23 protein-coding genes are annotated in these 24,628 nt (G+C 71.7%); 6 read left to right on the top strand and 17 right to left on the bottom strand.

What is annotated here, in order from left to right; all coding sequences use genetic code 11:
* Positions 1–4: 4 nt before the first annotated feature.
* Positions 5–1,114, top strand: a complete 1,110-nt coding sequence (locus tag OG494_RS31220) for a DNA glycosylase AlkZ-like family protein (protein WP_328444802.1) — start codon at positions 5–7, stop codon at positions 1,112–1,114.
* Between the two features lie 99 nt (positions 1,115–1,213).
* Positions 1,214–1,699 carry a hypothetical protein gene (locus OG494_RS31225; RefSeq protein ID WP_328444804.1) on the top strand — a complete coding sequence of 162 codons (486 nt, stop codon included), beginning with the start codon at positions 1,214–1,216 and terminating at the stop codon, positions 1,697–1,699.
* Between the two features lie 44 nt (positions 1,700–1,743).
* Here the strand turns inward: OG494_RS31225 and OG494_RS31230 are convergent, their stop codons facing one another.
* The 11 genes from OG494_RS31230 to OG494_RS31280 all read right to left on the bottom strand — a co-directional run bounded on the left by OG494_RS31230 (position 1,744) and on the right by OG494_RS31280 (position 15,571).
* The gene (locus OG494_RS31230) at positions 1,744–2,847 is read right to left on the bottom strand and encodes a uroporphyrinogen-III synthase (protein WP_328444806.1); all 1,104 of its coding nucleotides are present in this window, start codon (positions 2,845–2,847) and stop codon (positions 1,744–1,746) included.
* A complete protein-coding gene (gene nirD / locus OG494_RS31235) occupies positions 2,844–3,185 on the bottom strand; it encodes a nitrite reductase small subunit NirD (RefSeq protein WP_328444808.1) in 342 nt (113 codons plus the stop codon). Before nirD ends, OG494_RS31230 begins: the two co-directional genes overlap by 4 nt.
* Positions 3,182–5,686 (bottom strand): nitrite reductase large subunit NirB, encoded by a 2,505-nt coding sequence (gene nirB, locus OG494_RS31240; RefSeq protein WP_328444810.1) that lies wholly within the window; start codon positions 5,684–5,686, stop codon positions 3,182–3,184. The genes nirD and nirB overlap by 4 nt, the downstream gene beginning before the upstream one ends.
* Position 5,687: 1 nt before the next feature.
* On the bottom strand, positions 5,688–7,076 hold the full coding sequence (locus OG494_RS31245) for a nitrate/nitrite transporter (RefSeq protein ID WP_328444812.1): 1,389 nt from the start codon (positions 7,074–7,076) through the stop codon (positions 5,688–5,690).
* Positions 7,073–8,494 (bottom strand): FAD-dependent oxidoreductase, encoded by a 1,422-nt coding sequence (locus OG494_RS31250; protein ID WP_328444814.1) that lies wholly within the window; start codon positions 8,492–8,494, stop codon positions 7,073–7,075. Before OG494_RS31250 ends, OG494_RS31245 begins: the two co-directional genes overlap by 4 nt.
* Complete coding sequence (locus OG494_RS31255) at positions 8,491–10,539, bottom strand: molybdopterin oxidoreductase family protein (RefSeq protein ID WP_328444816.1); 2,049 nt, start codon at positions 10,537–10,539, stop codon at positions 8,491–8,493. The genes OG494_RS31250 and OG494_RS31255 overlap by 4 nt, the downstream gene beginning before the upstream one ends.
* Positions 10,540–10,691: 152 nt before the next feature.
* Positions 10,692–11,117 (bottom strand): hypothetical protein, encoded by a 426-nt coding sequence (locus OG494_RS31260; protein WP_328444818.1) that lies wholly within the window; start codon positions 11,115–11,117, stop codon positions 10,692–10,694.
* 31 nt (positions 11,118–11,148) lie between these two features.
* On the bottom strand, positions 11,149–11,946 hold the full coding sequence (locus OG494_RS31265; RefSeq protein ID WP_328444820.1) for a TIGR02569 family protein: 798 nt from the start codon (positions 11,944–11,946) through the stop codon (positions 11,149–11,151).
* Between the two features lie 155 nt (positions 11,947–12,101).
* Complete coding sequence (gene moeZ, locus OG494_RS31270) at positions 12,102–13,277, bottom strand: adenylyltransferase/sulfurtransferase MoeZ (protein WP_328444822.1); 1,176 nt, start codon at positions 13,275–13,277, stop codon at positions 12,102–12,104.
* Between the two features lie 153 nt (positions 13,278–13,430).
* The gene (locus tag OG494_RS31275) at positions 13,431–14,591 is read right to left on the bottom strand and encodes a DUF3152 domain-containing protein (RefSeq protein WP_328444824.1); all 1,161 of its coding nucleotides are present in this window, start codon (positions 14,589–14,591) and stop codon (positions 13,431–13,433) included.
* A gap of 80 nt (positions 14,592–14,671) precedes the next feature.
* Positions 14,672–15,571 (bottom strand): alpha/beta fold hydrolase, encoded by a 900-nt coding sequence (locus tag OG494_RS31280; RefSeq protein ID WP_328459076.1) that lies wholly within the window; start codon positions 15,569–15,571, stop codon positions 14,672–14,674.
* A gap of 213 nt (positions 15,572–15,784) precedes the next feature.
* On the opposite strand from OG494_RS31280, the gene OG494_RS31285 reads away from it, so the two are divergent.
* Positions 15,785–16,411: a TetR/AcrR family transcriptional regulator gene (locus OG494_RS31285; RefSeq protein WP_247061100.1), complete on the top strand. Its 627-nt coding sequence runs from the start codon at positions 15,785–15,787 to the stop codon at positions 16,409–16,411.
* A gap of 84 nt (positions 16,412–16,495) precedes the next feature.
* Here the strand turns inward: OG494_RS31285 and OG494_RS31290 are convergent, their stop codons facing one another.
* Positions 16,496–17,407: an alpha/beta fold hydrolase gene (locus OG494_RS31290; RefSeq protein WP_328444826.1), complete on the bottom strand. Its 912-nt coding sequence runs from the start codon at positions 17,405–17,407 to the stop codon at positions 16,496–16,498.
* Positions 17,404–18,312: an AurF N-oxygenase family protein gene (locus OG494_RS31295; RefSeq protein WP_328444828.1), complete on the bottom strand. Its 909-nt coding sequence runs from the start codon at positions 18,310–18,312 to the stop codon at positions 17,404–17,406. The genes OG494_RS31290 and OG494_RS31295 overlap by 4 nt, the downstream gene beginning before the upstream one ends.
* A gap of 55 nt (positions 18,313–18,367) precedes the next feature.
* Here OG494_RS31295 and OG494_RS31300 point away from each other — a divergent pair, with 55 nt between their 5' ends.
* The gene (locus OG494_RS31300) at positions 18,368–19,135 is read left to right on the top strand and encodes a TetR/AcrR family transcriptional regulator (RefSeq protein WP_328459077.1); all 768 of its coding nucleotides are present in this window, start codon (positions 18,368–18,370) and stop codon (positions 19,133–19,135) included.
* Complete coding sequence (locus OG494_RS31305; RefSeq protein ID WP_328444829.1) at positions 19,132–19,449, top strand: DUF4873 domain-containing protein; 318 nt, start codon at positions 19,132–19,134, stop codon at positions 19,447–19,449. Before OG494_RS31300 ends, OG494_RS31305 begins: the two co-directional genes overlap by 4 nt.
* 166 nt (positions 19,450–19,615) lie before the next feature.
* Here the strand turns inward: OG494_RS31305 and OG494_RS31310 are convergent, their stop codons facing one another.
* The 4 genes from OG494_RS31310 to OG494_RS31325 form a co-directional block, all read right to left on the bottom strand.
* A complete protein-coding gene (locus OG494_RS31310; protein ID WP_328444831.1) occupies positions 19,616–20,071 on the bottom strand; it encodes a pyridoxamine 5'-phosphate oxidase family protein in 456 nt (151 codons plus the stop codon).
* Positions 20,072–20,180: 109 nt separating this feature from the next.
* The gene (locus OG494_RS31315; RefSeq protein WP_328444833.1) at positions 20,181–21,470 is read right to left on the bottom strand and encodes a DUF418 domain-containing protein; all 1,290 of its coding nucleotides are present in this window, start codon (positions 21,468–21,470) and stop codon (positions 20,181–20,183) included.
* A gap of 95 nt (positions 21,471–21,565) precedes the next feature.
* Positions 21,566–21,796 (bottom strand): DUF3107 domain-containing protein, encoded by a 231-nt coding sequence (locus OG494_RS31320; RefSeq protein ID WP_247063962.1) that lies wholly within the window; start codon positions 21,794–21,796, stop codon positions 21,566–21,568.
* Between the two features lie 119 nt (positions 21,797–21,915).
* Positions 21,916–22,569, bottom strand: coding sequence for a ferritin-like fold-containing protein (locus tag OG494_RS31325; RefSeq protein ID WP_328444836.1), 654 nt, complete (start codon positions 22,567–22,569; stop codon positions 21,916–21,918).
* Between the two features lie 421 nt (positions 22,570–22,990).
* Here OG494_RS31325 and OG494_RS31330 point away from each other — a divergent pair, with 421 nt between their 5' ends.
* A complete protein-coding gene (locus OG494_RS31330; protein ID WP_328459078.1) occupies positions 22,991–24,619 on the top strand; it encodes a DEAD/DEAH box helicase in 1,629 nt (542 codons plus the stop codon).
* Positions 24,620–24,628 lie beyond the last annotated feature (9 nt).

Below are 24,628 nucleotides of genomic sequence, written 5' to 3' on the forward strand. Positions count from 1 at the left end.
GCAGGTGGACCGTCGTCAGGTACTCGCCTACCGCACCGCCGAGCACGGGCTGCACCGTGACGCGAAGGACGTCGCGGAGCTCGCCGTCGTCCGGGCCGGGCTGCAGGACAGCATGCGCGACACCGCGCTGCTGGCCGCCGTCGCCCGGGTGTCCTCCGTGTCGTCCGCGTCCATTCTCGACGACGACCGCCTGGTGCTGGCGTGGACGCTGCGGGGCGCGCCGCACTTCCACCTCCGCGACGACCTCGCCGAGGTGACCCGCGCCCTGGTCCCGCTGGACGACGCGGACGCGCTGGCCCGGATGCTGTGGCAGCGCAAGGAACTGGCGGCGACGGGCCTGGCGGCGGCCGAAGTGGTCTTCACGGCGGCCGCGGCCCTCCGGAAGGTCGTCACGTCGGAGATGACCAAGGGCGCGGTCTCGACGGCGGTGACGAAGCTGGTGCCGCCGGAGTTCTCCCGCTGGTGCCGGGGGTGCGACGCGACGCACATCCACGAGCAGCTGATGCGCATCGCGGCCCCTCTCGGCGGCCTCCGCCTGGTCGCGGGCGCCACCCCGGCAACGCTGGCGCCGCTGGAAGGCCGCGGCCGCATGCGCAAGACTCCGGACCCCACGGCGGCGACGTCGGTGGTCGAGTCGTACCTGCGTCTCAACGGACCGGCGTCCCCGGGCGATGCGGCGGAGTTCGTCGGGACTTCGCGGGCGGTGGTGGACCGGACGTGGCCCGCTGACCTGGCCGAGGTGCGGGTGGAGGGCAAAGCCCGCTACCTGCCCTCTGCGTGTCTGCCGGCGCTGGAAAACCCGCCGGAGCCGGACGTCGTGCGGCTGCTGCCGCCGTGGGACCCGTTCATCCAGGCGCGCGACAAGGCCTTGCTGGTCCCGGACCCGGCGCGACGCAAGGAAGTCTGGAAGATGCTGGGCAACCCGGGCGTACTGCTGGCCGAGGGCGACATCGCGGGCACGTGGCGCACGAAGGCGAGCGGCGCGAAGCTGACGTTCACCCTGACGCCGTTCGACCCCCTCCGACCGGCCTCCCGGGAGGCCGCGGAAGCGGAAGCGGCGCTGGTCGCGACGGCCCGGGGGTTCGCGAAACACGACGTCACCTGGGCGGTCTAGGCGCGTGGCATCCGGGTGAAAGTCGCGTCTCTCCTAACCCTTCCGGCTCCCGCGGGCGTGCAGCCGCCGTCAGGAACCGCGAGACGGGGAGTGAAGTCGATGCGACAGACAGGGATTCGGACCCGGGCGATCGCCGGAGCGGCGGCGGTGGCCGCGACCGCGGCAGGTCTGCTGGCGGGGCCGGTAGCGCAGCCCGCCGCCGCAGCCGGTTCGCCGGAGCTGGCCGCGTCCGCGGCCGCCGCGGCCCGCGCCGCGTACCCCACCAACCACTTCAACGTCCCCTACGGCGCTTCTTACGCCCAAGGCACCTTGACCTGGTACAACCGCTCCGTCGGCGTGACCGGGACACGCAAGGTCCGCAGCGTCTGCCAGCGCTTCTACCTGTACACCTACGACAGCGCCGTACACGAGCTGGACGTCCGGAGCACCAGCCTCCTGTGCCCGACCGCCCAGGCCGCGATCACCCCCTTCTCGGTTCCGGCGGACGTCCCCGGCGGAGCGGCCTTCGTGTCCGCCTGCCTCGCGGACGACCAGCTCCACCCGCTCGGCGACTGCGTCGCGTATGCCCGCTCGGACGCGAGCTGACGTTCGCCCGGCTCGAGAGCGGGCTCGGTCATCTCCGAGCCCGCTCAGGCGTCCACCGCCAGCCGGTAGCCGCGCTTCACCACCGTCTGCACCACTCGCCCGCCACCCAGTGACGTCCGCAGCCGGCCGATCGCCGTCTCCACCGCGTGCTCCTCGCCGCCGCCCGGCAAGGCCGCGATCAGCTCGCGCCGCGACACCACCCGGCCGGGCGACGCCGCCAATGCCCGCAGCAGCGCCATCGGTGCCGGCGCGACCTCGCACCATTCACCGTCCACAATGGCCGCCTCACCGCGGAGTTCCAGGCACCGCCCGCCCGCCCGCAACCGCGGCGAACGCGCCACCAGCGTCTCCGCAAGCGTCCGGGCCAGCGCGCCGATCCGCGCTCGGTGCGGCTGGATCGTCGGGACACCCAACGCAGCCAACGGACCCGCCGTGATCGGGCCGACGCACGCGGCCACCACGGGACCCGAAAGCGCCGAGATCAACCCGGGCAGCCGGCCCGTGCGGCGGGCCAGAGCCAGCAAGGAAGCCACAGCCGGCGCGCTCGTGAACGGCAGCGCGTGGATCGAGCCCTCCAGCACGCCGTCGAGCAGGCGGTCCACCGGGCCCGGGTCGACCGGGCCGACCCAGCGGTACACCGAAATCTCGATGACCTCCGCGCCCGCCTCGCGCAGCGTGTCCACGAAGTACGGCAGCGGCTCGCCGTGCAGCTGGACCGCGATCCGCCTGCCGGAGACGCCGGTGGCCAGCAGGTGCTGCAAGAGTTCCGCGTTGCTCTCCGACGCCGGCGAGTAGTCCTCCGACAGCCCCGCCGCGCGGATCGCCCCCGTCACCTTCGGGCCGCGCGCGAGCAGCATCGACGTCGAAAGGCGCGCGACCAGCTCCTCCCCCAGGCCCCAGCCCTCGGCCGCCTCCAGCCAGCCGCGGAAGCCGATGCCGGTCGTCGCCACCACGGCGTCCACCGGCGAGCCGAGCAGCCGCGCGGTCGCCGCGTGCAGCTCGGTGTCGTCCGTCAGCGGCACGATCCGGATCGCCGGGCCGTACCGGACGCCCGCCCCCTTGCGCACCAGCAGCGCGCCGAGCTCGTCCGCCCGGCGCGCCGCGGTGATGCCGATGACAAAACCGGCCAGCGGGAGCACTTCCGTCACGGCGACTCCACTTCGACCACGCCCTCTCGCACGCGCACCCCGTACACCGGGACCGAGACGCCCTCGGCGTCCAGGCACTGTCCACTGTCGAGCGCGAACCGTTCTTTGTAGACCGGCGACGCGACCACGGGCACCCCGCCGGCGTCCCCGACGATCCCCCGCGAAAGCACCGCCGCGCCACTGCACGGGTCCCAATTGGACAGTGCGTACCACCGCGCACCCGGCAGCCGGAAGATCGCCACCTGGACGCCGTCCAGCAGGGCGGCGACCCCCGAGTACTCCGGCACCGCGTCCACGCCGCACACCGCCGTCCACGTCCGTTCGAGAGACGTCGTCATCGCCGCACCTCCGGGACACCCAGCATGACCGGTACTTTCTGCGCCCGCTCGGACCGGAACGAGATCGCCGGGTCGGGCGTGCCCGGCGCGTTGACGAAGGAGGTGAACCGGGCCAGCTTCGCCGGATCCTCCAGCACACCGCGCCACTCGTCGGCGTAGTTGTCGACGTGCTTGGCCATCGCCGCGTCGAGGTCCTCGCAGATGCCGAGGCTGTCGTCGACGATCACCGCGCGCAGGTGGTCGAGCCCGCCGTCCAGCTCCTCGATCCACGGCGCCGTGCGCTGCAGCCGGTCGGCCGTGCGGACGTAGAACATCAGGAACCGGTCGATCGTCCGAATCAACATCTCTGTGTCCACATCGGACACCAGCAGCTCCGCGTGCCGCGGTGTCGTGCCGCCGTTGCCGCCGACGTAGAGGTTCCAGCCGTTCTCCGTCGCGATGATCCCGAAGTCCTTGCTCCGCGCCTCGGCGCACTCGCGCGCACACCCGGACACCGCCGACTTCAGCTTGTGCGGCGACCGCAGCCCGCGGTACCGCAGCTCCAGCTCGATCGCCAGGCCGACGCTGTCCTGCACGCCGTAGCGGCACCACGTCGTCCCGACGCACGACTTCACCGTGCGCAGCGCCTTGCCGTACGCGTGCCCGGACTCGAACCCGGCGTCGACCAGCCGGCGCCAGATCAGCGGCAGCTGGTCCACCGTGGCGCCGAACAGGTCGATCCGCTGCCCGCCGGTGATCTTGGTGTACAGCCCGAAGTCCTTCGCCACCTGCCCGATCACGATCAGCTTCTCCGGCGTGATCTCGCCGCCGGGGATCCGCGGGACGACCGAGTAGGTGCCGTTGCGCTGGATGTTGGCCAGGAACCGGTCGTTGGTGTCCTGCAACGTCATCCGCTCGCCGCCGAGCACGTGACCGCCGCCCAGCGTGGCCAGGATCGACGCCACCGCGGGCTTGCAGACCGCGCAGCCGGTGCCCGTGCCGTAACGGGCGATGACCTCGCTGAACGTCGGGATCCGGGTGGCCCGGACGATCTCGAACAGTTCCGCCCGCGACTGTCCGAAGTGCTCACACAGGGCTTTCGACTGCTCGACGCCGGCCGCGGTCAGCAGCCTCCCGAGCAGCGGGACGCAGGAGCCGCACGCGGTCCCGGCGCGGGTGCACGCCTTGAGCTCGCCGACGGTGTCGCAGCCGTCCTCGTGGATCGCCCGTGTGAGCGTGCCCTTGGAAACGGCGTTGCACGAACAGATCTGCGCCGCGTCCGGCAGCGCGTCGACGCCGACCGCGGCGCCGCCTCCGGCCGGGGCGAGGATCGCCGAAGGCTCGGCCGGCAGCGGACGGCCGACCAGGGCCCGCAGCGTGTTGTACTCCGCCGCGTCACCCACCAGCACCCCGCCGAGCAGCGTCTTGCCGTCGTCGGTGACCACGAGCTTCTTGTACGTCCCGGCGACCGCGTCGTTGACGGCGACCTCGAGCGCGCCCTCGGTGGCCGCGTGCGCGTCACCGAACGACGCGACGTCGACGCCCATCAGCTTCAGCTTGGTCGACGTGTCCGGCTCCGGGAACGTCCCGGAGCCGCCGGTCAGCTGGGCCGCGACGATCTCGGCCATCGCGTACCCGGGTGCCACGATGCCGTAGACGCGGCCCTCGACCGAGGCGCACTCACCGATCGCGTACACCGCCGGATCACCGGTGCGGCAGGAAGAGTCGACGAGCACGCCGCCGCGCGGGCCGACGTCCAAACCGGACTGCCGCGCGAGGTCGTCCCGCGGCCGCACCCCGGCGGAGAACACGACCAGGTCGACGTCCAGCTCGGTGCCGTTGCCCAGCCGGGCCACCAGCCGCGAGCCGTCGGCCTCGATCGCGTCGGTCGAGGTTCCCGTGTGGACAGTCACATCCAGCCCGGAGATGAGCCGCCGTAGCAGCGAGCCGCCACCCTCGTCCACCTGGAGCGGCATCAGCCGCGGCGCCATTTCGACGACGTGCGGCGAGAGTCCCATGTCCCGCAACGCCTTGGCCGCTTCCAGGCCGAGCAGGCCACCGCCGATGACGACGGCCGCCCGTCGTCCCCGGCCGGGCCGCTCGGCCGCCGCGCGGATCGCGTCGAGGTCCTCGATGGTGCGGTAGACGAAACAGCCGGGCAGGTCGTGCCCGGGCACCGGTGGCACGAACGGCCGCGACCCGGTGGCCAGGACCAGAGCGTCGTACGAGACCGTGGAACCGGACGCGGTGGCGACCGTGCGAGCAGGCCGGTCCACCGACACGGCCAGCTCACCGAGCCGCAAGTCCACATGGGAGTCACCGGCGTAGTCCGAGCCGGGCAGCGCCAGCGACGAGGGATCCCAGCCGTCCACATAGGACGTCAGGGCCACCCGGTCGTACGCCGGGCGCGGCTCCTCGGAGAGCACGACGATCCGCCAGGTTCCGGAGCTGTCGGCGGTGCGCACCGCCTCCACCAGGCGGTGGGCGACCATGCCGTGTCCGGCGACGACCAGGGTGGGCATCTCAGACCTCCGCTCCCGCGAGCGCCAGACCGCGCTCACTCGGCTGTTCGGCGGGCTTGCGCAGGTAGACCGCCCAGGTGACGGCGAAGCACAGCCCGTAGAAGACCAGGAACCCGATGAACGCCGGCACGCCGCTCTTGGTGTCGGCGAACGACTGCCGGAAGGCCAGGTTGATGAACAGCCCGCCTTCCGCGCCGATCGCGCCGGCCAAGCCGATCAACGCGCCGGACAGCCGCCGCGCCTTGAGCAGTTCGGCCGCCTCTTCGGCACCGTTCGCGATCGCCGTGCGGGCTTTCGCGCGGAAGATCGCCGGGATCATCTTGTACGTCGAACCGTTGCCGACGCCGGTGAGGACAAAGAGGACGATGAACGCGACGGTGAAGAGCGTCAGGGACTTCGACGTCGAGGCGAGGATCAGCACGACCGTCGCGAGCGCCATCCCGACGAACGTGGCGAAGGTGACCTTGCCGCCGCCGATCCGGTCGGACAGCCAGCCGCCGGCCGGCCTGGCCAGCGAACCGAGCAGTGGGCCGAGGAACGTCACCGCGGCCGCCTGCAGCGGGGTGCGGCCGAACTGGTTCTGCAGCACGAGCCCGAACGCGAAGCTGTACCCGATGAACGAACCGAACGTGCCGACGTAGAGGAACGACATCACCCAGGTGTGCGGGTCCTTGACGACCTCGCGCATCGCCTTGGTGTCACCGCGCACGGTGGCCAGGTTGTCCATGTAGAAGTACGCGCACACGGCGGCGACCACGATCAGCGGGATGTAGACGTACAGCACGATCCGCGGCGCGGTCGCGCCCGCCGTGCCGATCACGAGCAGCCCGACCAGCTGGATCGCCGCGACGCCGAGGTTGCCGCCACCCGCGTTGAGGCCGAGTGCCCAGCCCTTGTGCTTCTCCGGGTAGAACGTGTTGATGTTCGTCATCGACGACGCGAAGTTGCCGCCGCCGACCCCGCCGAGGGCCGCGACCAGCAGGAACGTGCCGAGCGACGTGCCGGGGTGCAGCACGATCGCGGCCAGGATCGTCGGGATCAGCAGCAGGAGAGCGCTGACGACCGTCCAGTTGCGACCGCCGAACTTCGCCACGGCGAACGTGTACGGCAGCCGCATCAGGCCGCCGATCAACGTCGGCGTCGAGACGAGCAGGAACTTGTCGGCGGCGGAGAACCCGTAGTCCTTGCCCATGAACAGGACGATGACCGACCACAGTGTCCAGATGGAGAAGCCGATGTGCTCGGCGAAGACGGAGAACCAGAGGTTGCGGCGGGCGACCTTCTTGCCGGTCTCCTCCCAGAACACCTCGTTCTCCGGCTCCCAGTGCTCGATCCAGTGCTTTCCTTGGTGCGCCACGGCGTTCTCCTTCGTGCGGGTCGAGTTGCTCATTGCGCGGCCAGCCAATTCGCGACGGCGCCGACGGTGTCGGCGCACCCGCCGCAGCCCGTGGTGGCCCGCGTGGCCCGCGCCAGTGCGGGAGTATCGGTGGCCCCGGCTTTCCAGGCGTCGATCAGCCGGGCCTTGGTGACGTTGTTGCAGCGGCAGATCACCGCGGTCGCCGGCAGGTCGGCCGGACTGGCCGCGGGGGTGGCACCGGCCGGCAGCGCCCGGCCGAGGAGCACCGCGAGCCGGTCTTCCGGCAACGGCGTCCCGCGGTCGTGGTACTGGGTGATCGACGCGGCCGCGTCGGGCAAGCCCAGCAGGATCGCCCCGGTGACGCGGTTTTCGCGGACGACGAGCTTGCCGTAGCGACCGCCGGCCGGGTCGGTGAACGTCAGCACCTCCGCGTCGTCGTCGGTGGCCTCGACCTGCGTCTCCCCCAACGCGGCGAGGTCGATGCCGCGGGCCTTGAGCCGGGTGACCGCGGTCGTGCCGCGGTAGCGCGCGGCGGCGTTCGTGCCGGTCAGGACGTCGGCCAGCACCTCGGCCTGCTCCCACGCGGGCTGGACCAGCCCGGCCGGGGCGCCGGGGTGACGAGCGCAGTCGCCGAGCGCGTGGATCCGGCCGTCGCTGCTGCGCAGCACGTCGTCCACCAGGATCCCGCGGTCGACGTCGAGCCCGGCGTCCTCGGCGAGGCTCGTCTCGGCCCGGACGCCAGCGGCGACCACGACCAGGTCGGCCGGGACGAAACTGCCGTCGTCGAGCTTGAGGCCGTCGCCAGGCAGGTAGCGGGCGGCGGTGGCACCGAACCGGAAGGTGACGCCCATCGCGGTCAGCTGCCGGGCCAGCACGTGCCCGGCGGCCGGGTCGAGCTGGCGCTCCATGACGTGGCCGTTCGGGTGCACGACGGTCACCTGGTTGCCGCGCCCGGCCAGGCCGCGGGCGGCTTCGAGCCCGAGCAGCCCGCCGCCGAGCACCGCGACCGGCGCGCCGAAGCGGGCGGCGTCGAGGATCCTGGCGCAGTCGTCGAGCGTCCTGAAGGTGACAACACCGGGTCCGAGGCCTTCGACCGGCGGGATCCACGGGTTGGCGCCGGTGGCGAGCACCAGGGCGTCGTAGTACACAGTGGATCCGTCACCGAGTTCGACGCAGCGCTTCCCGCGGTCGATCCGCACGGCTTCCGTGCCGAGGCGGAGGTCGACGTTCGCGCGCACAGCCCACTCGTCGTCGTGCAGCCGGACGCTCGCCGGGCTCATCCCGCCCGCGACGACGGCCGAGAGCAGCACCCGGTTGTAGGCCGCGTGCTTTTCGGCGCCGAGCACGGTCAGCCGGACACGCTCGGCGGCCGGGTCGCGGCGGCGGATCTCGTCGGCCAGCCGGGCCCCGGCCATGCCGTACCCGACGATCACGACGTCCCGGGCGCTCATGCCACACCGTCCACAGCGGACAGGGCGACGGCGCACACCTTGAACTCCGGCATCCGGCTGACCGGGTCGAGCGCCGGGTTGGTGAACAGGTTCGCGCGCTGCGCGCCGGGGAAGTGGAACGGCACGAAGACCAGGTCAGGCCGCAGCGTCTGCGCGAACCGCACCTTCGCCGTCATCTCGCCGCGACGGGAGCGGATCCGCGCGTGGTCGCCTTCTTCGAGCCCGGCGCGCTTGGCGGTGTCCGGGTGCACCTCGACGAACGCCTCCGGCACGACGTCGTTCAGCTCACCGATCAAGCGGGTCTGCGCGCCCGACTGGTAGTGCTGCAGCACGCGGCCGGTGGTGGCCTGCAGCGGGAACTCGTCGTCGGGCAGTTCGGCCGGGCCGGTGTGCTCGACCGGCACGAACCGCGCGCGGCCGTCCGGGTGGGCGAAGGCGTCGAGGAACATCCGCGGCGTGCCGGGGTGGTCGTCGGCCGGCACCGGCCAGTGCAGCGCCTCGCCGGCGCGCAGCCGGTCGTAGCTGACACCCGAGTAGTCGGCGATGCCGCCCTTGGAGGCGATCCGCAGCTCCTCGAACACCGTCTCGGCCTCGGCCGGGAAACGCTCTTCGGGTTGGCCGAGCCGGCGGGCGAGTCCGTTGAGGACGTCCAAATCGGACCGCACACCCGGCGTTGGATCGATGGCCCTGCGTCGCAGCAGGATCCGGCCCTCCAAGTTGGTGAGGGTGCCGTCTTCTTCGGCCCATTGGGTGACCGGGAGGACGACGTCGGCGAGCGCCGCCGTCTCGGACAGCACGAAGTCCGCGACCACCAGGAGGTCCAGGGCGGACAGTCGATCTTGGACCCGCTGGGAGCGCGGCGCCGAGACGACGACGTTGCTGCCGAACACCATCAGTGCCTTCGGCCCGCCCTCCTGACCGAGCGCTTCGAGCAGTTCGGACGCCGAACGCCCGGGTCCGGGCAGCGAGTCGGCGTCGACGCCCCACACTCCGGCGACGTACTCGCGGGCGGCCGGGTCGTCGAGCTTGCGGTAGCCGGGCAGCTGGTCGGCTTTCTGGCCGTGCTCGCGGCCGCCCTGGCCGTTGCCCTGGCCGGTGAGACAGCCGAAGCCGGAACCTTTCCGGCCCGGCAGGCCCAGCGAGAGGGCGAGGTTGATCCAGCCGCCGACGGTCGCGGTGCCCGTGGCGTGCTGCTCGGTGCCGCGGGCGGTGAGGATGTAGGCGTTGCGCGCGTTGGCGAGCTTCGCGGCGGCCAGCCGCATGTCGGCGGCCGGAACGCCGGTGACCTGCTCGGCGCGTTCCGGCCACCAGGACGCGGCGATCCGCCACATCTGCGCGAAGCCGGTCGTCCTCTCGTCCACATAGGAATGGTTCAGGTGCCCGTCGGCGACGACGGCGTGCAGGATGCCCAGCGCCAGCGCGAGATCGGTGCCGGGCGCGGGAGCGAGGTGCAAGCCGGCGAGCTCGGCGGTCGGCGTCCGCCGCGGGTCGACTACGATCACGTCGGCACCGCGCAGGTGCTGGGTGAACGGCGGCATCGTCTCGGCCGGGTTCGCCCCGGCGAGCAGCACGACGTCGGCGCCGGCCAGATCGGTGACGGGGAACGGCATCCCGCGGTCGGCGCCGAAGGCCTTGATCCCCGCGGCGGCGGCCGAGGACATGCAGAACCGGCCGTTGTAGTCGATCTGCGAGGTGCCGAGCGCGACGCGGGCGAACTTGCCGAGCAGGTAGGCCTTTTCGTTGGTCAGCCCACCGCCGCCGAAGACCGCGACGGCGTCCGGGCCGTGTGCTTCCCGGAGTTCCCCCAGCTTCCGCGCGACGAAGTCGAGAGCGAAGTCCCAGCCGACCGGCTCGAGCACGCCGTCGACACGGACCATCGGACTGGTCAGCCGCCTCGGCGACGTCAGGAGTTCGCCGGCCGTCCAGCCCTTCTGGCACAGGCCGCCGGCGTTGACCGGGAAGTCCCGCGGCGTGACGCGGACGCCCTCGAGGCGCATGCCGCACTGCAGCGCGCAGTACGGGCAGTGCGTGTCGACCTGCGGCACGTGCACCTCCGGCGTCGTTCGGGATGACCCGACGCTAAGGAGGCCGTGTTACTCGGAATCGACCGAATGTTTCCGGCAGTTGACATTGCGGCGCGACTCACGCGCCCCCGGCGGTGAGGTGCGTGACCGGCGCCACTCCGGGCGTGCGGTGTTCAGCGCCTGCCCCAGCCGTCCTGTTCGAGGAAGCGCCGCTCGAACCACCACGGCGACCGGCTGAGCGGATCGGGCGGCGCGCGGCGCGCGAACCGGCGGTCCGCGCGGGAGAGCACCGCCCTCACCAGCGCGCGCTCCCGGCGTGGCAGCTTCTGGAGAAGCCCGGCCAGGTCCCGCCGCGCGCCCACCGGGTCGCACTCCGAGCAGGGGCACACGTCCGACACCGACAGCACGTCCGGCGAGCGGGTGCCACGATCCCAGGCGAGCAGTAGTTCGGCGGTGCTACCCGGGCCGAACCCGGCGTCCACCTCGGCGAACGCGAGCTCACGCGCGGCGCGGCGGGAAAGGTGCGGAACCCGGATCGGCGGCGTGGCCGCCTCGATGCGATGAGCCCGGCGCAGGCTCGAAGGCCGGCTACGCGGCATGGCCCTTTCGAAGAGCGATCATGCGTCCAGGTTAGAGCACGCCGCTGACCTCGCGGGCCGCCACGCGAAGGCCGTCCAACGCCGCCCGCGTCGACCTCGGGTTCAACGCGTTCGCCGCCAGGCGGAACAGCACCGCGCGCAGCAGCAGCTGCGGCCACTCCGGCAGGTGGGCCCAGCGTTCGACCAGCTCGCGGGTCGCGCCGCCCCAGGCCAGCGCGTCGACCGCGACGATCGCGGCGCCGTACTCGCCCGGGCGGTAGTACGGGACGAAGTCGACCAAGCCCGGTGTCGCGTCGCCGTCGAAGAGCAGGCCCGCCAGCAGCTCGCCGTGCGCGACCTGGGACGGCAGCTTGATCGGCCGGCGCGCACCGGCCAGGACCTCGAACCAGCGGCCGCCCTTGGTCTCGTCCAGGGGAACCTCGAGCTCTTCCCAGGCGACCCGGTCGGCGACGGCGTCGACGTCCTTGCGGGCGGCGATGAAGTCCGGCCGCGGCAGCCCGACGGTCGCCCGGTGCAGCTTCACCGCGGCCAGCACCGACGCGTCACCGCGGTGCTCGGCCGAGCCGGCGACGAACCGCGACGCCGTCCAGCCGCCGACGATCCACCGGCCGTCGGTGGACCGCACCGGCTTCGCGACCCGCAGGCCCGGCTCGTCGACGTAGTCGAGCGCGCGGGCGGTCCACAGGGTCCGGGCCTTGTCGGTGACCGGTTTGAGCACCAGATCGCCGCAGCGCCACGCCGCCGAGTCCGGCATCGGTTCGCCGCCGTCGGCAAGCCCGCCGAAGGCCGAGCAGACGTGTCCGGGAGGGCGTTCGAGGGTTGACCGCACAAGTTCCGACGGTACCCGGCCGGGTGGTCCACGATCGAGAAGACGCGCTGGTCACACACCGTTTTGAGAGCACGGTGAGAACCGGGCCGAAACGCCGTGAAGGCCACCTTGAGGGACTCTGAGTCCCTCAAGGTGGCCTTCACGGACAACCACTGTCAGTAGGTCGGCAGGCTCGGGTCGATCTGCTTGGCCCAGGCCAGCACGCCGCCGCCGAGGTGCGTCGCGTCCTTGAAGCCGGCCGCGTGCAGGGCCGCCAGGGCCTCCGCCGAGCGGGCGCCCGACTTGCAGTGCAGGACGATCGGCTTGTCCTGCGGCAGCTCGGCCAGCGCCTCGCCCGAGAGGATGCGGTCCTTCGGGATCAGCGTCGCGCCCTTGATGTTGACGATCTCGTACTCGTGCGGCTCGCGGACGTCGATCAGGGCGAAGTTCTCGCCGCTGTCGAACTTGGCCTTGAGCTCCGCCGGCGTGATGGTGCTGCCGGACGCCGCCGACGCGGCCTCGTCCGACACCACGCCGCAGAACGCCTCGTAGTCGATCAGCTCGGTGATCTTCGGGGTCTCCGGGTCCTTGCGGATCTTGACCTCGCGGTACTTCATCTCCAGCGCGTCGTAGCTGATGAGCCGCCCGAGCAGCGGCTCGCCGATGCCGGTGATGAGCTTGATCGCCTCGGTCACCATGATCGAGCCGATGGACGCGCACAGCACGCCCAGCACGCCACCCTCGGCGCACGACGGGACCATGCCCGGGGGCGGCGGCTCCGGGTAGAGGTCGCGGTAGTTGAGGCCCCTGCCGTTCGGCGCGTCCTCCCAGAACACGCTGACCTGGCCCTCGAACCGGAAGATCGAGCCCCAGACGTACGGCTTGCCCAGCAGCACCGCGGCGTCGTTCACCAGGTAGCGCGTGGCGAAGTTGTCCGTGCCGTCGACGATCAGGTCGTACTGCTCGAAGATCTCCAGCGCGTTCGACGAGTCCAGCCGCTCGGTGTGCAGGTACACCCGGACCAGCGGGTTGATCTCGGCGATCGACTCCTGGGCGGACGCGGCCTTGAGCTTGCCGACGTCGGACTGGCCGTGGATGACCTGGCGCTGCAGGTTCGACTCGTCGACGACGTCGAAGTCGACGATGCCGAGCGAGCCGACGCCGGCCGCGGCCAGGTACAGCAGCGCCGGGCTGCCGAGGCCGCCGGCGCCGATGACCAGGACCTTCGCGTTCTTCAGCCGCTTCTGCCCGGTCACCCCGACGTCCGGGATGATCAGGTGACGGCTGTAACGAGCCACCTCTTCCTTGGTGAGCTCGGCAGCCGGCTCGACGAGCGGCGGCAGTGCTGACATCGGGTCCTCCATCTCGCGCGGATCGCGTCCATCCCACTATGCACAACGCGCGCGGGCAAACAGACCTTCCCAGGTCCGGATCGTGGGACGGCTACCGCGGCGTTCACGGGTTCCGGGTGGCGGAGCCCCCGGCCCGGGGCGAGGCCCCGGATGTCACGGCGTGGGGTTCGGCCAGGAGTTGGTCTTGCAGATCAGACCGTCCTTGGCGACCTTGCCCTTGTCGCCGCCGGGGATGTCGTTGAGCATCGAGACGTAGTCGTCGTTGACGCCGAAGGACTGCTGCATCATCACCGGCGCGGGCTGGTTGTTGCCGCCGCAGCCGACGTGCTGGTTGCCCAGGGCGTGCCCGACCTCGTGGTTGATGGCGTATTGCCGGTAGCCGGTCATGTCGGCGCCGTAGGCCTTCGCGCCGCGCACCCAGCGGGCCAGGTTGATCAGGACGCGGCCCATGCTCTTGCGGTAGCAGGACGCCTCGAACTTGATCTGGAACCCGCAGGCGTCCGCCCGGTGCGTCGTCTCCGGCGTGGTGAGGCTCACCTTGAACGACGGGTTCGGGAAGTTCGCGTCCACCCGCTGGAAGGCGACCTTGCCGTCCCACGTCCAGCTCTTGGGATCCGACAGCGTGCCCTGGACCGCCGTGGCGAAGGCGTCGTCACCGGCGTAGCTGGCCGGGTCGATGCCGTCCTCGACGTCGACGGTGTAGGTGTACAGCTTCCCGGAGCCGACCTTCGGGCCGCTGCCGGGCACGGTGTGCCACGCGCCCGCGCCGGCCTGGGTGAAGGGGCTGCCCTCGGGGAGGTCCGCGGTCGGCACCTTGAGGTCGACCGGCGTCGCCGGGTTCTCCGGGATGCCCTGCCCGTCGGCGCCGTCGATGGAGCCACCGGACGTGTCGCCGCCCGCCGACTCGATCCCGGAACCGGCGCCCTGCTCGGCGATCGGCTCGGCCGGGCTGTTCGCGGTGTTGACGACGACGAGCACGGTCAGCACGACGAGGATCGGCAGCGCGTAGACGCGCCAGCCGTAGGTCTTGGTGAGCTTGGCGAAGGCGGTCTTCGGGGGCTCTTCGGCCTGCTTGGCCTCCCGCGCCTCCACGTGCGGCTTCCAGGAAGCGCTCAGCGGCTCGGCGGAGGTCCGGCGCCCGCCCGGGCGGTAGCGGTCCTCGCTGACGCGCTGGGCCGGCGCCTTCGACGGGCGGTACTGCCCGGTGCGCGGCGGCTCTTCGGGCTCCGGGGCGCCTTGCGCGGGCCGGCGGGCCGACGCGCGGTGGGGAGCCCGCCGATCATCACCTCGCGCGTCCTGCTTCACCCGGTCCACCGCACCAGGGTGCCACAGCGCCGAAGCGGCGCCCTCGGCGACTGGCGGATCACGCAGCGATCAGTTGTCGCCCGATCGGGCTACCAATTTCCGGCTTCGACGTGCTCCCACATGCCGAGGACCGCCTTCGCGACGACGATCGGACGCTCCATCTGCGCCACGTGGCCGGTGCGCGGGAGCACCAGCAACCGGGCCCGCGGGATCGCGCGGGCGGTGCGCATGGCGCGTCGCACCGAGATGACGCGGTCCTCGCGACCCCAGACGACCAGCGTCGGCACCTTCACCAACGGCGCGAGCGCCCACAGGGACGCCTTCCCGACCGCCGACCAGGCCCGGAAGATGCCGAACGTGCTGCGCGCCATCGCCGGCGCGGCCCAGGCGAAGGCCGCGCGGGCGCCGTGCTCCTCGGTCAGCTCGTCGAGCCGGCTCTCCGGGAACCTCGACGGGTCCGCGAAGCACAGCTTGATGACCTGCGCGGCGCGTTCCCGCGGGCCGAGCGCGGCGAGCTGGGCGCGCGCCCGCGCGCCGACCAGCGGCAGGTACGCGAACGCCATCCGCGGGTCCGACAGCCGCCGCGGGTCGGGGCGCCGGTCGGGCATCGCGGGCGAGATGAGCGTCAGCGTCTTGACGAGCTCCGGGTGCCGCGCGGCCACGATCAGCGCGATGGCGCCGCCCATCGAGTTGCCGAGCAGGTGGACCGGCGCGCCGACGTCGCGGATGTGCCGCGCGACGACCTCGGCGTGCGCTTCGAGGCTGAAGTCGAACCCGGCCTCGGGCTCGGAGGAACCGAAGCCCGGCAGATCCGGCGCGGTGCCCCCGGCGACCGGGGCGAGCAGTGCCGCCAGGTCGGTCCAGTTCGTCGACGAACCGCCGAGGCCGTGGAGGTAGACGGCCGGCACGCCGTCCGGGCCCGGCGTGCGGCGCACCTGGAGGCGGGCGGTGCCGACCTCTTCGAACGTCGCCGGCCAGGGCGGCAGCACCGGTTCGAGCGACGGCAAAGCCCTGGTGGAGAGGGGCACGTGGGTCACCGGCGGCCGGGCCGCGCCGACGTCTCCCGGGCCGTGGGCGGAGGTCTTCACGGCTCCAGGATGCCCGACACTTGGCACAGCACGCGTACCGGCGAGTAATCTTCAGGTCGACTTCACGCGGTGGCGACCCCGCCCGTCGAAGGTGGCGAAGACGGGAGGAAGAGCATGACGGAGATGACGCGGTTGCAGCAACGAGGGGTGCGCTTGCCCCGGACCGAGCGCCGGGCCCAGCTCCTCGCCGCGGCGCAGCGGGTCTTCGCCGAGAACGGCTACCACGCCGCCGCCATGGACGAGATCGCCGAGGTCGCGGGCGTCAGCAAGCCGGTGCTCTACCAGCACTTCCCCGGCAAGCTCGACCTGTACATCGCGCTGCTCGAAAGCCATGTCGACGAGCTGGTCAGGCGCGTGCAGGCGGCGCTGGACTCGACGACGGAGAACAAGCAGCGCGTCCCGGCCACGGTCGGCGCGTTCTTCGACTTCGTGAGCAGCGACGCGGGCGCGTTCCGCATGGTGTTCGAGTCCGACCTGCGCGGCGAGCCGGCGGTCCAGGAAGCGGTGGACCGCGCGACGTCGGCGAGCGTGGACGCGATCACGGACACGATCACGGCGGACGCCGGCCTCGACGAGGACAAGGCGCGGCTGCTGGCGGTCGGGCTGGTCGGGATGAGCCAGGTCAGCGCCCGGTTCTGGCTGCAGCACCACCAGTCGATGAGCCAGGAGGAGGCGGTCGCCCTGACGGCCAACCTCGCCTGGCGAGGCATCGGCGGCGGCTTCCCGCTCAAAGACTCCTGAAGACTCATCTTTCCTAGGGAAAGTTCCGTTTTCGACCCCCGAAAGCGGAACTTTCCCTAGGAAAGATGCATTGTTTACCGTGTGTCAACGAGGGACGGCCGTGCGGACCAGGGCCGAGATGCGGCGGGCCACTTCGTAGGGGCGTTCCTGCGGCAGCATGTGGCCGGCTCCCGGGTAGCGGACGAACTCCGCGTGCGGCAGCTCGTCGGCGATCACCTTCGCGTGCGCCAGCGGGCACAGCCGGTCCTTCTCCCCCGCCAGCACCACCGACGGGACGTCGCAGAGCGCGCCCAGGCCGCCGACGCCGCGGTGGGACGCGATCGCTTCCAGGAACAGCCCGGCGCTCGCCGGGTGGGCGCACAGCAGCTGCTCGACGACGCTGTCCACCTGCGCGCGGCCCGGCCGGTCGCCGAAGACCAAGCGACGCGAGCCGGACCGGACCATCCCCGGCCGCAGGCGCAGCGTGTCCGACCGCAAGCCGGCCAGCAGGCGGGCCAGCCGCGGCTCGAAGCGCGTGACGCCCCGGCCGACCAGGCCCGGGAACCCGAGCGTCAGCCGGTCCATGTCCCCCGACGACGTCGCCACGAACGCCGCCCCCGCGAGCCGCGACGCGACCAGCGCGGGGTGCCGTTCGGCGAGCACCATCAGCGTCATGCCGCCCATCGAGTGCCCGGCGAGCACGAGCGGGCCGTCCGGGACGCGGTCGGCGATCACCTCGGCGAGGTCGTCGGCGAGCCGGGCGATCGACGCCGAGCCCGGGCGCGCGTGGGCCGAACCGCCGTGGCCGCGCAGGTCGTAACGCAGCACGCGCACGCCGGGGTCGAGGTACGGCAGCACGAAGTCCCACGTCCGGTGGTCCTGCGTCCAGCCGTGCACCAGCACCAGCGTCACGGCTGAGTCGGCGGGCCCGGACAGCTCGACGTGCAGCGCGGCGCCGTCACTCGCGACGAACCGGTGCCCGAGCGACGGGTTCCGGAGCCGCGACGCGGTGGTCACCGGCCCGCCGGCAGCAGGAAGGACTTGCGCCAGAAGTACTTGCCGGGCAAGCCGACCAGGCCCGACTCCTCGAGGAACGGCATGATCTTCTCGCCGGCCCAGGCGATCGTGCCCTGCCAGTGCGGGTTGTTCAGCGCCGCTTCGACGCCGTCGCGCGGCCGGATGCCGACCGCCTTGTAGACGTTCGGGTTGATGAACGCCCGCGTCACGAAGTACGAGATGAGCGCGATGATGAACTGCTGGTAGCCGATCTCGGCCTTCGACAGCTTCGCCATGCCGCGGGTGACCTCTTCGCGGGCGAAGGTGACGTGCCGCGCCTCCTCCAGCACGTGGATCCGGTTGACCATCCGGACCAGCGGCTGGATGCCGTCGTCGTTCATCTGCTCGCGCTGCAGCCGGTCGAGCACCTCCTCGGCGACCAGGATCGCGCCGTAGCGCGCCGGGCCGTAGGAGATCGTCGGCATCAGCTTCGCGAGCTTCCGCAGCCACGGCACCGGGCCGTAGGCGGGGCAGCCGATCCGCGACGCCATCCGCGCGAACATCGTCGAGTGCCGGCATTCGTCGGCGATCTCGGTGAGCGCGAACTGCGCGTGCGCGGACGTCGGGTCCTGCTCGTAGACCTCCTTGAGCAGCATCTGCATCAGGAGGATTTCGAACCACAGCCCGGTGGTGGCGACGCTGGCGACCTCGTGCTTGCCGAGCTCGATGCGCTGCTCCGGCGTCAGTTTGTCCCAGAGTTCGGTGCCGTAGAGCGAGGAGCGCTCGTCCGGGATGAACCGCTTGCCCTCGACCAGCGGCGCGGTCCAGTCGATGTCGACGTCGGGGTCGTAGAACTTGTTCGCCGACGACTTGAGCAGCCGCTCCGCGGTCTTGTCGCGATCCGGTTCCTTCAGCGTCCGCGTCATTGCCGACAACCCCTTCCGAAACATGTAACTTGAGGTAACAGTTACCTCTGGTAGCATCCCTCTCGTGATCGAACGTGTCAAGCGCTCCGGCAAGTCGTCCAAGCCTTCGTCGCGCGACGAGGAGGCGACCGGTGACGCCCGCCGGGACCGCTGGCGCAAGCACCGGATCGCGCGGCGCAAGGAGTTCGTCGAAGCCGCGTTGCGCGCGCTCGACACGCACGGCCCGGACCTCGGCATGGAGGACGTCGCCGCCGAAGCCGGCGTCACGAAACCCGTGCTGTACCGGCACTTCGACGACAAGGCCGACCTCTACGTCGCCCTCGGGCAGCGCGGCACGGAGATCCTCTTCGAGCGGCTGATCCCGGCGATCAACGCCGAGCTCGCGCCGGTGCCGCGGATCCGGATGGCCCTCGACGCGTTCTTCACCGTGATCGAGGAGCACCCGAACCTGTACCGGCTGCTCGCGCACGGACGTCCGGAGAAGCCGGTCAGCTCCGACGTCGTGGCCGAGGACAAGGAACTGATCGCGACGGCGCTGACCGCGCTGCTCGGCGACTACATGCGGATGTTCAACATGGACTCCGGCGCGGCCGAGCCGTGGGCGCACGGCATCGTCGGCATGGTCCAGAACACCGGCGAGTGGTGGCTGGACCGCCGCTCGATGGGCCGCGACGCGGTCGTCGAGTACCTGACCCAGATCATCTGGGCGGCCATCGACGGGCTGAGCCGCCAGCACGGCGTCGTCATCGACCCGAACCAGCCGCTGGAAGCGAACAAGGTGGTCCAGCTGGGCCGCGCCGACCCCGTGGAGGAAACCTCATGAGCGACCACGACGAAGACGGCTACAGCGGCGAAGCGACCCTGGTGGTCGACGGCGTTTCGCTGACGGCCCAGGTGGAACTGCGCGGGTACTTCCAGCCGATCGACGGCTTCTACCGCTGGTACGGCCGGGTGGCGGTGCACGAAGAGCTGTCTCGCCTCGCCGGCGGCAAGAAGAAGGCCGTCGAGATCCACGCGGGCGAGCATTCGGCGACGGGCGAGCTGTCGGACCCGGACCCGTGGGGCCGCTACCGGATCACGGGCACGAGCACGCCGCCGTTCCACGTGCCGACGACGCTGGAAGAACTCAACGCCTGAGCTCGCCCAGAAGTCCGTGAAGGCCCCCTTCCGGGACTCTAAGTCCCTCAAGGAGGCCTTCACGGACTTTCGCTCCACCCACGGCGACGCTCGCCCGGAAGCGCCGCCGCGGGTGGAGCGGCAGGAACCGGCTCGGCCACCCGCGCGGTGGCCGTGCCGGTACGGCTCAGGGGGTGCGGGGGCCCGGCAGCTCGCGGCCCGGGAGCCAGCCGTTCGCGATGTCCGTGGCGCGCCAGCCCCGGACGCTCAGCCGGACCGCCACCACCGGCGCGTCCAGGAACGGCGCCGCCTCCGGGACCTTCGCCACCAGCGTCTCCCGCACCTGCGTGTCGTCCTCGCCGCCGACGACCTCGGCCAGCGCCTGGGCCTGCAGGAACGGCTGCATCGGCGAGCCGGTCGACACGACCAGCGAGACCACCGGGTTCTCGCGGATCGCGGCGAGCGTCCGGCCGCGGCGTTCCAGCACCAGGTTCAGCGTGAACGGGCCGTCCTCGGCGAAGTAGACGCCGCCGACCCACGGCCCGTCGCTGCCCGAGGTGGCGAGGAACAGCGACTTGTGCGTCGCCAGGGTGCTCCGCACGAGGTCCGCCACGGCGGTCGTCGTGGGCTCGGCTGTGGTCATCGACTTGCTCCGGTGGGGGTGTCGGTCCGGGCCCCGTGGCGCCGGATCGCCGACGAAGTTAAGCGCCGAAACCCCGACACACCAAGCAAAGCGCACCGATCCGGTGAACCTAGCGACCGGCCGGGAGGTACGCGTCGGGCAGCCGGTCCGGCCACCGCGACAGCCGTGCCATCGCCCATTCGAGCGGGCCGCGCCCGATCCGGCGACGCCAGGCCACCGAGGTGATGAGCGCGACCGCCGAGAAGGCCACGAAATGGGTGAGGGCGAACACGTCCGGGCCGTCGTCGGCGCTGTCCCAGATGAGCCAGATCGCCACGAAGTGCAGCGCGTACGCGGAAAGCGCGCGGCCGCCGAGATCGGCCAGCGGACGCAGGAGCCGCTCGAAGCGCGGTTCGAGCAGCAGGCAGCCGCCGATCACCGACGCCGCGAGGCCGATCGACACCAGCAGGTCGAACGGCGTGCACGACGCGCCGCTCGGCAGGAGCTCCCAGGCCCACGTCGTGGTCGGCGGGGTGCCGTGGATCCAGGACTCGTCGAGGTGCAGCAGCGTCTCCGGGCTCATGCCGTAGCTCGCCGCCGCCGGTTCCAGGGCCCGGTGGACGGCGTCGAGGCCGCCGAAGACGCGCGTCGCGACCCACGAGACGGCGTACGCGCCCGCAGCCAGCGCCGCGCCGCCGAAGCACAGCCGGCGAGCGATCGCCGGGGAGCGCAGGTCGAGGCGTCCGATCGCCATCCCGGCGAAGAGGTACGCCATGAGCGTGACCGCCGGGAACGTCCCGGTCAGCAGCAGCACGCCGGCCGCGCGCCCGAGGCCGTGCCAGGTCGCGAAGTCGCCCCACGCGACGTCCGGCGCCTCGAAGACCAGGTCGCGCGGCGCGAAGGCGGAGCGGAGCGCGAAGGACACCAGCGGCATCACCACGGCCGTGACCAGGGCGGCGACGGCGAGCGTGCGCGCCCGGCAGCGCAGCCACGGGATCGCGAGCAGGAAACAGGCGCCGTAGTAGGCGAGGATGACCATGTAGCCGGTGCCCAGCCCGCTCAGCAGGAGCCCCAGCGCGACCAGCAGCGGGGCCCGGGTCGCCAGCCGGAGCGCGACGCGTGTGCGAGCCCGGCCCTGTCTGGGCCGCCGCCCGCCGGACATCAGCGCGATCGAGACCCCGGCGAGCACCGCGAAGAGCGCGGCGGAATGGCCTTCGAAGGGCTTGAACCAGACGGCCCTGCCGCCGTCGAGCGGGTTGGGCCCGAGATGCACCGCGTACATCCCGAGCACCGCGAGCCCGCGGGCCACATCGATCCCGGTCAGCCGGACGGCCGGTCCGCTCCGGGGAGCGGGACCGGCCGCGGGCTGGTGTTCGCGGCTCCGTACCGGAGCCGTTGGTACCGCGAAGACGCCGTCCACCTCATCTCTCGTTCACCCCGTCGAATCCCTGCCGGAGCAGGGTGACGGTCGGGGCTGAGAGCGAGCTGAGACCTGGCGGTTACCGCGGTGTGATGTCAGTCGCCGACGCCGAAGCCGACCTTTCGGGTGTCGGACGGCGCGATCTCGACGTAGGCGATGCGATCGGAGGGCACGATGTACTTCCGGCCCTTCTCGTCGCTGAGGCGGAAGAGCCCGTCACCGGCCGTCAGGGCTTCGGCGACCAGCTTCTCCACCTCGTCGGGAGACTGGCCACTGGACACCACCAGCTCGCGCGGGGTGTCCTTGATGCCGATCTTGACCTCCACGTGGGACCTCCGCTGGAAATTCGAAAGGGATGTGCTCGGCAAGGCTAACCGAACCGGGTCGTTGCGGTGCCGCATGTCCGCGCCCGGCCACGTCGTCGTGTCCTGGTACTCCATCGGGGTCAGCCCAGGCCGAGGGCCTGCATGCGCTTCGTGTGCCCCTGTTGCAACCGTCGGAAGAGCGCCGCAATTCCGGAGAGGTCGCCCGAACCGCCGATGATGAGCTCGGCCAGGCCGTCTCGTTCGGCGACGACGTACTGGGCCTGCGTGAGCGCTTCGCCGAGCAGGCGGCGCCCCCACAGGGCGAGCTTGTCGCGGGTCTTGGGGTCGGCTTCGATCCCGGCCGCCACCTCGCGCTCGGCGAAAGCGGAGTGTCCGGTGTCGGCCAGCACGGTGAGCACCAGGTCCTTGGTCTCGGGGTCCAGCCAGCTGGCCATCTCCCGGTAGAGATCGGCGGCGAGGCCGTCGCCGACGTAGGCTTTGACGAGCGACTCCAGCCACGACTTCGGCGGGGTCGAGGCGTGCCAGTCGTCGATGTGCTTCGGGAACGGCGCCATCGCGTCCTCGATCGCCACGCCGTGCGCGGCCAGGTGCGCGGACAGCAGGCCGTAGTGACCGATCTCGGCGGCCGCCATGGCCGCCAGCGCGGCCCGCCCGGCCAGCGTGGGCGCGCTGCGCGCGTCTTCCGCCAACCGGTCGAAGGCGGACAGCTCGAGGTAGGCGATCACACCCAGAAGGTCGACGACGCCTTCGGTGATCTCTTTCGGGTCGGTCACGGCAGCAGGGTATCGCCGAAGCACCCGGGCGTGTCGGGACGAGACCGATCCCACTGCCTCCGGCGTGCCGGGTACTGTCGAAAAACTGCTGACCAGGTACACTGCGTTTGATATCGAAGCTTCCGCACGTCACTACAGGCGTCGGGATCAGGCAGGCCACGAGGCCCGCCGACGTACTGCAATGTGCGTGCACGCCTCTTCCGGCATTCCCGGGACGGACCGGTTCCGCGCTTCACTTCAGCGCTGGGGACCAGGGTTTACTCCCGGTCGAGTGTCGAAACGGGACTCAGGGTTGTGCGCGCTGGTCACGAGAGAGGCGATCACCCTGACCGCAGAAAATCCCACAACCGAACAGAACTCCCCCGCCGTCGCGCTGGAACACAGCGAGACCGGCCCGGCCGCGCTCGACACCTCGCACCCGCTGCAGGCGGGCGTCGAGGTCGAGCCCGAGGCCCCGACCTTCGCGTCCTTCGGCGTCAAGCCGGAGATCATCAAAGCACTCGCCGAAGTCGGCATCGAACGGACCTTCGCGATCCAGGAGCTCACGCTGCCCCTGGCGATGGCCGGCGACGACCTCATCGGCCAGGCCCGCACCGGCATGGGCAAGACCCTGGGCTTCGGCGTCCCGCTGCTGCACCGCGTCGAGGTGCCGGGCGACGGCACCCCGCAGGTGCTGGTGGTCGTGCCGACCCGCGAGCTGTGCATCCAGGTCGCCAACGACCTCAAGGGCGCCGGCAAGCACCTCGGCATCCGCACCCTGGCCATCTACGGCGGCCGCCCGTACGAGCCGCAGATCGAGGCGCTCCGCAAGGGCATCGACGTCGTGATCGGCACCCCGGGCCGGCTGCTCGACCTCGCGGAGCAGAAGCACCTGGTGCTCGGCAAGGTCCGCGGGCTGGTGCTCGACGAGGCCGACGAGATGCTCGACCTGGGCTTCCTGCCCGACATCGAGCGCATCCTGCGGATGGTCCCGGACAAGCGCCAGACGATGCTGTTCTCGGCCACCATGCCGGGGCCGATCATCACGCTGGCCCGCACGTTCCTGAACCAGCCGACGCACATCCGCGCCGAGGAGAACGACGCGAGCGCGATCCACGAGCGCACCACCCAGTTCGTCTACCGGGCGCACTCGATGGACAAGCCCGAGGTCATCGCCCGGATCCTGCAGGCGGCCGACCGCGGCCTCACGATGATCTTCAGCCGCACCAAGCGCACCGCGCAGAAGGTGGCCGACGACCTGGTCGAGCGCGGCTTCGCGGCCGCCGCCGTGCACGGTGACCTGGGCCAGGGCGCCCGCGAGCAGGCCCTGCGCGCGTTCCGCTCCGGCAAGGTCGACGTGCTGGTCGCGACCGACGTCGCCGCCCGCGGCATCGACATCGACGACGTCACGCACGTGATCAACTACCAGTGCCCGGACGACGAGAAGACCTACGTCCACCGCATCGGCCGCACCGGCCGCGCGGGCCGCACCGGCGTCGCGGTCACCCTCGTCGACTGGGACGAGATGCCGCGCTGGAAGCTCATCTCGGACACCCTCGGCCTCGAGAAGCCGGAGCCGGTCGAGACGTACTCGTCGTCGAAGCACCTGTTCGAGGACCTGGGCATCCCGGCGGGCACCACCGGCCGGCTGCCGCTGGCCAAGCGCACCCGCGCCGGCCTGGGCGCCGAGGTCGAAGAGGACCTCGGCGGCAAGCGTCGCGGGCGCGGCCAGCCCCAGGGCCGCGGCAACACCTCCGCCGGTGGCCCCGAGTCGCCGTCGGCCGAGGAAGCGCCGCGCAAGCGCAACCGCACCCCGCGCAAGCGGACCCGCGGTGCCGCGCGCACGGGTGAGACGAGCGAGGGCACCGACACCGCGGCCGCCACGTCCGGCACCGAGTCCGGCGAGGCCGCCGAAGGCCGCACCCGGACGCGTCGCCGCACCCGCGGCACGGCCCCGGAGACGGCCGGCGCGGTGGAGAAGGAGTCCGGCGAGAACGCCGAACGCCCGGCTCGGCGGCGCCGCCGTCGCCGCCCGGCCGCGACTTCTGATACACCTGCGTCGGCAGACTGAGGCTTTAGC

This window comes from Amycolatopsis sp. NBC_00438 (assembly GCF_036026695.1).
GTDB lineage: Bacteria > Actinomycetota > Actinomycetes > Mycobacteriales > Pseudonocardiaceae > Amycolatopsis.